At 67.7% G+C, this 7,467-nt stretch carries 10 protein-coding genes; 3 read left to right on the forward strand and 7 right to left on the reverse strand.

Translation table 11 applies throughout. From position 1 onward, the window contains the following. The coding region (locus tag RWX45_RS12905) for a TIM barrel protein (protein WP_316024121.1) at positions 1-467 on the forward strand (467 nt) is incomplete at its 5' end. Then, positions 464-1,867 carry a sugar porter family MFS transporter gene (locus tag RWX45_RS12910; protein WP_316024122.1) on the forward strand — a complete coding sequence of 468 codons (1,404 nt, stop codon included), beginning with the start codon at positions 464-466 and terminating at the stop codon, positions 1,865-1,867. The genes RWX45_RS12905 and RWX45_RS12910, both read left to right, overlap by 4 nt. On the opposite strand, the gene RWX45_RS12915 is transcribed toward RWX45_RS12910, so the two are convergent. The 5 genes from RWX45_RS12915 to RWX45_RS12935 all read right to left on the reverse strand — a co-directional run bounded on the left by RWX45_RS12915 (position 1,858) and on the right by RWX45_RS12935 (position 5,125). Then, the gene (locus RWX45_RS12915) at positions 1,858-2,481 is read right to left on the reverse strand and encodes a dihydrofolate reductase (protein ID WP_316024123.1); all 624 of its coding nucleotides are present in this window, start codon (positions 2,479-2,481) and stop codon (positions 1,858-1,860) included. The genes RWX45_RS12910 and RWX45_RS12915 overlap by 10 nt on opposite strands. Next, positions 2,478-3,350 (reverse strand): thymidylate synthase, encoded by an 873-nt coding sequence (locus tag RWX45_RS12920; RefSeq protein ID WP_316024124.1) that lies wholly within the window; start codon positions 3,348-3,350, stop codon positions 2,478-2,480. The genes RWX45_RS12915 and RWX45_RS12920 overlap by 4 nt, the downstream gene beginning before the upstream one ends. Beyond that, the gene (locus RWX45_RS12925) at positions 3,347-4,108 is read right to left on the reverse strand and encodes a hypothetical protein (protein WP_316024125.1); all 762 of its coding nucleotides are present in this window, start codon (positions 4,106-4,108) and stop codon (positions 3,347-3,349) included. The genes RWX45_RS12920 and RWX45_RS12925 overlap by 4 nt, the downstream gene beginning before the upstream one ends. Further along, the gene (locus RWX45_RS12930; protein ID WP_316024126.1) at positions 4,105-4,548 is read right to left on the reverse strand and encodes an OsmC family protein; all 444 of its coding nucleotides are present in this window, start codon (positions 4,546-4,548) and stop codon (positions 4,105-4,107) included. The genes RWX45_RS12925 and RWX45_RS12930 overlap by 4 nt, the downstream gene beginning before the upstream one ends. A gap of 76 nt (positions 4,549-4,624) precedes the next feature. Next, positions 4,625-5,125 (reverse strand): DUF2505 domain-containing protein, encoded by a 501-nt coding sequence (locus tag RWX45_RS12935; protein ID WP_316024127.1) that lies wholly within the window; start codon positions 5,123-5,125, stop codon positions 4,625-4,627. A 116-nt stretch (positions 5,126-5,241) separates the two neighbouring features. Here RWX45_RS12935 and RWX45_RS12940 point away from each other — a divergent pair, with 116 nt between their 5' ends. Further along, a complete protein-coding gene (locus tag RWX45_RS12940) occupies positions 5,242-6,702 on the forward strand; it encodes a sensor histidine kinase (protein WP_316024128.1) in 1,461 nt (486 codons plus the stop codon). Positions 6,703-6,708: 6 nt separating this feature from the next. Here RWX45_RS12940 and RWX45_RS12945 read toward each other — a convergent pair whose 3' ends face one another. Next, positions 6,709-6,957: a WhiB family transcriptional regulator gene (locus RWX45_RS12945; RefSeq protein WP_316024129.1), complete on the reverse strand. Its 249-nt coding sequence runs from the start codon at positions 6,955-6,957 to the stop codon at positions 6,709-6,711. Positions 6,958-7,264: 307 nt separating this feature from the next. Beyond that, positions 7,265-7,467 (reverse strand): hypothetical protein (locus RWX45_RS12950; RefSeq protein WP_316024130.1); only part of this gene is annotated, 203 nt, incomplete at its 5' end.

Here is a 7,467-nt window from a genome sequence, read left to right on the forward strand (position 1 = left end):
ACCCTCACCCGACCCCCGCCGACTGGCTGCGCGCCGCCGACACCCTGCGTCGCCTGGCCGCGTTGGGCCAGCGGGAGGGGCGGATCTTCACCCTGGAGAACCTCAATCTGCCCGTCGACCACCCCGGCTGCCCCTTCGCGCTGGCACAGGACACCCGCGCGCTCGTGGCCGCCGTCGACTCCCCACACCTACGTATGAACCTCGACCTCTACCACGCCCAAATCGGTGAGGGGAACCTCATCGAGCTCTGCCGGGCGTCCCAGCCGTGGATTGGTGAGATTCAGGTGGCCGACGTACCGGGCCGCGCACAGCCGGGCACAGGCGAGGTCAACTACCGCGCCGTCGCCCTCGCCCTGGAGCAGATGGGCTATCGCGGCACAGTTGCCATGGAGGCATTCGCCTCCGCCGACAGTGATGCCGCCCTGGACGACTTCATCCGCACCTTCACCGTGGAGGTGGCGCCGTGAGCACCCCAGTCGCTTCCCCCGACCAGCGCAGAATCGACCGTCGACTGTTCACTATCCGCTCGATCGCCACCCTAGGCGGCCTGTTATTCGGATACGACACCGGGGTGATCTCCGGGGCGCTGCCGTTCCTCAAGGAACCGGTCTCTCAGGGCGGCATGGCCCTGACCGCCTTCAACGAGTCCATTGTCACCACCTCGCTCACCGTTGGGGCCGCCTTCGGGGCCCTGATCGGTGGACGCCTGTCCGATCGTTACGGGCGCAAACGCAACATCATGACGGTTGCCGTCATCTTCCTCGTCGGCGCTCTGGGCTGTTCGCTGGCACCGTCTTACCCGGTTCTTGTGATCTTCCGTTTCATCCTCGGGCTGGCCGTGGGCGGCGCATCCGCAACCGTTCCCGTCTACCTGTCGGAGATCTCACCGGTGGAGATCCGGGGGACGATGGTCTCCCGCAACGAGCTCATGATCGTCACCGGTCAGCTCCTGGCCTACACCTGCAACGCGGTCATTGCCACCTTCTGGCCCGGCGCGAATGCCTGGCGCTGGATGCTTGTCCTCGCCACCCTGCCCGCGATCGGCCTGTGGATCGGTATCCATCTGCTACCTGAGTCCCCTCGCTGGCTGGCTCGCAAGGGGCGCGTGAGCGAGATGTGGGAGGTGCTCAACCAGGTTCGCATGACGGACACGGTCCAGGGTGAGGGTGAGGACATCGTGCGTCGCGTCGACGAGGAGGCGCGCATGGGCAAGGGGTCGTGGGCAGACCTGCGTACCCCCTGGATCCGCAAGATCACCCTCATTGGTATTGGTCTGGCCTTCCTGTCCCAGCTCACCGGTGTCAACGGCATCATGTACTACGCCCCCACGATCCTCATCTCAACCGGGTTGGGAGCTCAGGCTTCGATTGTGGCGACCATCGCCAATGGGGTCGTGTCGGTGATCTCCGTGTACATCGGCATCGCCTTCTTCCTCAAGCGCTTACCGCGACGCCGCATGATCCTGACCGGCCAGTCCGGCTGCGTGGCCTCACTCATTGCGCTGGGCCTGGTGTTCCTGCTGCCGGAGTCGATGGCGCGCAGTTATCTGGTGCTGCTGTTCATGCTGTCCTTCCTGTTCTTCATGCAGTGCTTCATCGGAGTGACGTTCTGGCTCATGCTTTCGGAGATCTTCCCGATGCGGGTGCGCGGCCTGGCCAATGGTGTGGCGGTGTTCTGCAACTGGATGGGCAACGTCATCGTCGCCTTCACCTTCCCCAACCTCATCGAGGCGATTCAGGGCAACGTGTTCTTCGTGTTCGCCCTGGTCAACCTGGGCAGCCTGGCCTTCTACGCGAGGTTCCTGCCTGAGACCAAGGGGCACTCCCTGGAGGCTTTGGAGCGGATCTTCCAGGAACGCTACTCCTGAGCCGGAAGCGTGACGGGCATCCGGTGACGCCGCCAGTGGTCCACCCGCCAGGCGGCGTCACCGGATACGGGGCGCCACTGGCCGGGCGGGTCTGCGCAGGGGCCGTCTGGCGCCCACTGCTTGGGATCCACAGCCGGGGCGTGCACGAGCAGCTCCCGGGCCACACCTGCGGCAGCCGCGCGCCGAGAGGCGTCGAGGTCGATCACCGATATGAGCAACTCATCCACCATTCCGGCTGCCAGTGCCTGCGCGTACACGCTGCCGCCGCCGATGACCCACACCCGCGGCAGAGCCCGGTACTCGCCCTCGCGGGGATCATCGTCAAGCTGCTCTCTGAGCGCGGCAGCGGCCGCGAGAGCGGCGTCCAGATCCCGAACGACCATCGCCCCGGACGGGTCCCAGTCAGTCCGTCGCGTCAGCACAATGCTCACTCGCTCGGCCAGCGCAGTGCCGATCGACTCCCAGGTTGCGCGTCCCATGATGACGACGCCGCCGCGGGTGGCCGCCCTAAAGTGGCGGAAGTCGGCCGGCACGCGCCACAGCATGCCCCCGTCGGCCCCAATAATGCCGTTGCGGTCCTGCGCCCAGATCGCGCCTACGCCGACGGCGGTCACACCGCCACCGGGGCCTTGATCGCGGGGTGGTGCTGGTAGCCGGCCGAGGCGTCCATATCATCCATGGTGTAGGCATCAATCGACTCGGCCCGATCCAGTCGCAGCCGGGGGAACGGGAAAGCCGCGGGCACGCGCGAGAGCTGCTCACGAACCTGGTCAAGGTGATTGTTGTAGATATGGCAGTCGCCGCCGGTCCACACCAATTCCCCGACCTCGAGCTCGGCCTGCTGGGCGAGCATGTGGGTGAGCAGCGCGTAGGAGGCGATGTTGAAGGGCACCCCCAGGAACAGGTCGGCACTGCGCTGGTAGACCTGCAGCGACAGCCTCCCATCGGCCACATAGCACTGGAAGAAGGCATGGCAGGGGGCCAGCGCCATGCGGTCGAGGTCGCTGACATTCCAGGCGGATACGAGCATGCGGCGCGAGTCGGGATCGCGGCGCAACGTCTCAATGAGCCCGGCGATCTGGTCGATGGCGCCGCCGTCCCGTGCTGGCCAGCTGCGCCACTGAGAGCCGTAAATGGGGCCGAGCTCGCCGTCGGCACCGGCCCATTCGTCCCAGATGGTGATGCCGCGTTCCTGCAGCCAGCGCGCGTTCATATCCCCCCGGAGGAACCACAGCAGTTCCCCCTTGACCGATTTCATAGCGACGAACTTGGTGGTAATGCGCGGGAAGCCGGCGGTCAGGTCGTAGCGCAGTTGACGGGCGAATACGGAGCGCGTGCCGGTACCGGTGCGATCCCCCTTGGGAACACCGTGCAGCAGCACCTCGGCCAGAAGCTCCTCATAGTCCACGTTGACACCGGGCGGCGGGGTCAGGTTCAGCTGCGCCAGATTCGGATGGCGCGAGTACTTGTCGGTTCCGGTCATGATCGGGGTACCACCTTAGCGTCAGCTGCCGTGTCGCTCGCGCCCTGGGCTGGGGCCGCCTGAGTCTCCGGCGCGGTCACGATGAGAGTACCGTCAATGTCTGTTGTGCCCATCTCGCTGGGGCCCAGCGCGGCATACGTGCCCTCGATGACCTGAACGGCGAGGGTACGTCCCCCCGACCAACCCAGGGCCGCCCCAATTCCGAAGGGGATCAGCCGCCCCATCGCGAGCGCTCCGCCCTTGAACGCGGCGTGTTTGGCCACACGCTGTGCCAGCTCGGCGTTGATGGACCGAACCGTCGGCAGGGGCAGATTGGCCAGGGACTGGGCAGCCCAGAACAGGGTGGATAACCCCGGGCGCCCGCTGACCATGTCGGCCCCTTCACGCCCGAGGAGCGCGCTCAGCACGAGCGCCCGCCGTCGGTCGGCATCAACGATGCGCACTCCCTGCAATTCCGCCACAGTGAGCACGTATGTGACCGCCCCGGTCACGAAGACGGCGCTCTGAGCGACGGTGAGTGCGAATGCCACACCTGTGCCGATGGCGGGCAGGGCGGCACAGGCGCCGACGGCGCCCGAGGACACACCCGCCTCACGCCGTAGCCGGGAGGCGGCCAGCTCGCACAGCTCGGATGTGCTCGCCCACGGGTATGTGCGGCGCATGCGCTCGACTCGCTCCTGGATACGCGCCGCCGGAATGTCCAGGGCCCGATCGAGGACGCGCTCGAAGCGGTCCGGGCCGGGTGCCGGTCCGTTCACTGTGCGTCGGGATCGTCGAGCAAATGCAGACGCAACCCGGCGCCGTGCTCGAGGGTGTGGCCGACCGTGCAGCCGCGTTCGATGGCTCGCTCGACGCGTTCATTGAGCGTCTGCCGCTGCTGGGGGCTCAGAGACGCGAAGTCGGCGACGATCTGCACATCGAAGTCGGCGTAGCGCTCGTCCTCCTCATGCTTGAGGGCGGCGATGACGACGTTGGCATCGAAGTCCTCGCCGAGCGCCTTGGCCAGCCGGTGATCGGCAGACAGGGTGTTGCAGGTGCCCAAGGCGAGCTTGAGCAGCTCGCCGGGCGTGAACTCGCCCGGCCCGGTACCTACGCGCACCTCGGCGCCGCGCGCATTGTGGCCCAGGTACTGGCGCGTGCCGGTGCGCTCGGCCCATACGGAGTTGGTCTCGGTGGGGGTGATGATGTCGTCCTCCATGGCGTGATCGTGTCATGCCGAGGCGGGCGTCGCCAGAGCCTGCGCGTAGGGCGGAATCGGGAGGCCGGCCGGAGTGCTACGCGGCGGCGAGCCAGGCGGCGCCGCGACGTTCTTCGTCGGAGACCACCAGGCCCGTCCTGGCCAGCGCTTTCTCCTCCACGCTGCGCCCCAGCAGCGGCACCGACACGGACAGATCCACATCAATGGTGAGGCGAGTTGAGGCTCCGCCCGAGTCCGGGCGCATCGACATGGTGGCGCCGGCCTTGACGGGAGCGCCCTTGATGGCGACGTCGAGGCTGCCGGCGCGGGAGCCGTCGTCGCCGGGCTCACCCCAGGACTCCGTCAGGCCGAAGGAGACCGCGGAGCGAATAAAGCGGGCGGCGGCTGCGGGCATGCGAGAGGGCGGCACCGAACCGGAGACGGTCGCCACAAAACCGCGGCCGCGCGTGGCGACGTCGACGGACGCGTCCTCAAGGTGGAACCGCTCGAAACGGCTGCGTTGATAGGCCGGGTCGGCAAGCATCGCGGCCACGCGTGCCGGGGCAGCGGGATAGGTGATCGTCACGGTCTTCCTCATAACTCCCGATCCTGCCATGATTCCTCCCCGATCCTGCGCTTCTACTCGCTGCGTTCCACCGGCGCCGTCCCCGGGGCGAGTACCGACCGGGGCGGCGAGCCCGGTAGCATCGGGGCGTGTCGAGTCTCCTGCCCTCCTCGGTCCGTGGCATTGTCAGCCTGCCTCCCGCCGATCTTGACTGGCTGCATCAGCTCATGGCGGACTGGCAGGTGATTGCGGACCTGTCCGTCTCCGACCTGGTGCTGTGGGTGCATACGGATTCGGGTCGCTTCGTCGCCGCCGCGCACTCGCGGCCCGCCACCGGCGCCACCGTCCACTTGGAGGATGTCATTGGACGGCGCATGCCGGCCGCCCGCGAGGCCATGGCGTTGGAGGCGCTCATGAGCGGGCAGATCGTGGTGGCGGCGGCTCCCGAATGGACGGGTTCATCGGCGGTGCGCGAGGAATACGTGCCGGTCATCCACAATTCTCAAGCTATCGCGGTGGTCACTCGCGAAACCGCGGTCGGGGTTCTGCGAGGCGGGCGCATTGTCGACAAGCCGCTGGAGGAGCTGGCCGATGCGCTGTGCCTCATGATCGCGCAGGGCGCTTTCCCCATCAACGGCGCCGCAACTGGGATGCGGCACGGCACGCCGCGTGTGGGCGACGGCGTGGTCAGCCTCGACGACGACGGCGTCGTCACCTACGCCTCACCCAATGCGCAGTCGTGCTTCCACCGGCTCGGTGTCGCCGGGGATCTCGAAGGCTGCCAACTGGCCGAGGCCGTCACCAGCATTATTCCCGAACGCACCCCGGTGGATGAGACCATGGCGGTGGTGCTCATGGGGCGTCAGGCCTGGCTGACCGAGGTCGAGGTTGGCGGTGTTTTCCTGTCGACGCGCTCAATCCCGCTGCGCAAGGACGGCGCGCGGGCGGGCGCACTGCTGTTGGTGCGCGATGTGTCGGAGCTGCGACGCCGCGAACAGGTCCTCATGAACAAGGACGCCACCATCCGTGAAATCCACCACCGCGTCAAGAACAACCTGCAGACAGTCTCCGCCCTGCTGCGCATGCAAGCCCGCCGGGCCACTAACGAGGAAACCCGCTCCGCCCTGGCGGAGGCCGAGCGCCGGGTGGGCACGATCGCTACCGTGCACGCCGCCCTGAGTCAGAACGTGGACGAGAAGGTCGACTTCGACGAGGTCTTCTCCTCGGTGCTGCGCTCCGCCGCTGCTGTGGCCACCGCCAGTGGGCAGGTCTCAACCCGGCTGGAGGGCAAGTTCGGGGTGGTTGACGCCGATGCGGCGCAGGCACTGGCGACGGTGCTGGCGGAATTGGTGACGAACGCCGTCGAGCACGGACTGGAGGATCGCGACGGGACGGTGACGGTGCGGGCCGAGCGCGACCACAACCAACTCACCGTCCATGTCATCGATGATGGCGCCGGCCTCATCCCGGGCAAGGAGATGACGGGCCTGGGGACCCGCATCGTGTACACGCTGGTGCGCGGAGAGCTGCGTGGCTCAATCGACTGGCAGCCGATGCCCGACGGGCACGGCACGGATGTGGTGCTACGCGCCCAGTTGAGCGAATCCTGACGCGTCTTAGGAGGAGCGGCGGGCGCGCGCGGCACGCCGCTTGAGCGAGCGCCGCTCGTCCTCACTCATGCCTCCCCACACGCCGGCGTCCTGACCGTTCTCAAGCGCCCACTTGAGGCAGGTGTCCACAACCTCGCAGCGGGCGCACACCTCTTTAGCCTCGGCGATCTGCGCGATCGCGGGGCCGGTGTTACCGACGGGGAAGAAGAGTTCCGGGTCAACCGTGAGGCAAGCTGCCTGGTTCCGCCAGTCCATAGGGGCTCCCTTCGGGGACGTGAATGCTGCTGCGGTGCGCGTGACATGCCGTCCCGAGTTCGCCGAGGCGGGCAGTGGACCACCGCGTCCTGCTCCAACTTTCACACGCTGACCGGGCCGGGGCAAGACCTCACCGGTGAGAGCTGTGCCGACGGCCTGTCGTGATGGTCACAATGACCCGTTTGTTCTCGGCGGGGAGCCCCATGACGGCGCCCGCCTTCGCCTGCGTGACTGTATTCGCCATGACGGTATCCGCGTCAAATCTGTGACGCGGACGCGCGCTGCGACCCATCCTGATCCGCAGGGGTCAGCCGACGGTGGGCTCGACGACGACCTGCAGCGGCGTCACCGACCCGCGGTACACGAGTACGCCGCGCCCCGGAACGGTTGCCCCTCGCGGGTCGATAGTGCCGCGCAGCTGACGGCCGGCGACCTGCGCGGCCGGCCCCAGCCCCGGCCACAGCACGACGACGGCGCCGCGTTCGCGCAGCAGCGCGAGCGGCCCGCGGT

The organism is Actinomyces sp. MRS3W (genome assembly GCF_032465695.1).
In the GTDB taxonomy this organism is placed as follows: Bacteria; Actinomycetota; Actinomycetes; order Actinomycetales; family Actinomycetaceae; genus Actinomyces.